2 pseudogenes are annotated in these 496 nt (G+C 59.3%); both read right to left on the bottom strand.

Annotation, left to right across the window (positions count from 1 at the left end):
* Window positions 1-73 precede the first annotated feature (73 nt).
* Window positions 74-244 (bottom strand): annotated as a pseudogene (locus TR36_RS15360) (SDR family oxidoreductase); the annotation flags it as partial.
* Window positions 243-496, bottom strand: a pseudogene (locus tag TR36_RS15355) (ornithine carbamoyltransferase); the annotation flags it as partial. The pseudogenes TR36_RS15355 and TR36_RS15360, both read right to left, overlap by 2 nt.

The following is a 496-nucleotide window of genomic DNA, read 5'->3' as shown; positions in this document are numbered from 1 at the left end:
AGTTTTGCCGGTGATCAGGGCGGGAACGCGCCCCAATGGGGCACGCTCCGGTGTTTGGNTTNCAGTGGTTGTGCAGGTGATCAGGCTGCGGCATGCCCAGCACGTGATACCCGCCATCAACGCGGATGATCTCACCCGACGTCATGTTTCCGTAATCCGAAGCCAGATAGACCGCTGTTCCGCCGATGGATTCGAGTGTCGCATTGGAACGCATGGGGGCGTTGTGCTCGGTATGGCGGAAGGTGGGCAAGCTGCATTTCACTGCCCGACAGCACCATCGTCTGTCCGCCCATCTGCCGCACCCCCACATCGAACGAAACACGGGTACGGGTGGATGGTTTTTCAAAGATCATTGCGACCATATGACCGGCAAGCGGCTGGTCATCATCCGCGGTCCCCTTCGGGCGGCCGTTGCGCGCGGTTTTCATGGCCAATGCGCCGTCGATCATGCCGCGCAGATCAGATGCAGTGGTGGTGTGGATATCAAGAAAATGGT

The organism is Falsirhodobacter sp. alg1 (genome assembly GCF_000739715.2).
Taxonomy (GTDB): Bacteria; Pseudomonadota; Alphaproteobacteria; order Rhodobacterales; family Rhodobacteraceae; genus Falsirhodobacter.
Note: the sequence above shows the minus strand (reverse complement) of the source record. Positions and strands in the feature narration are given on the sequence as shown.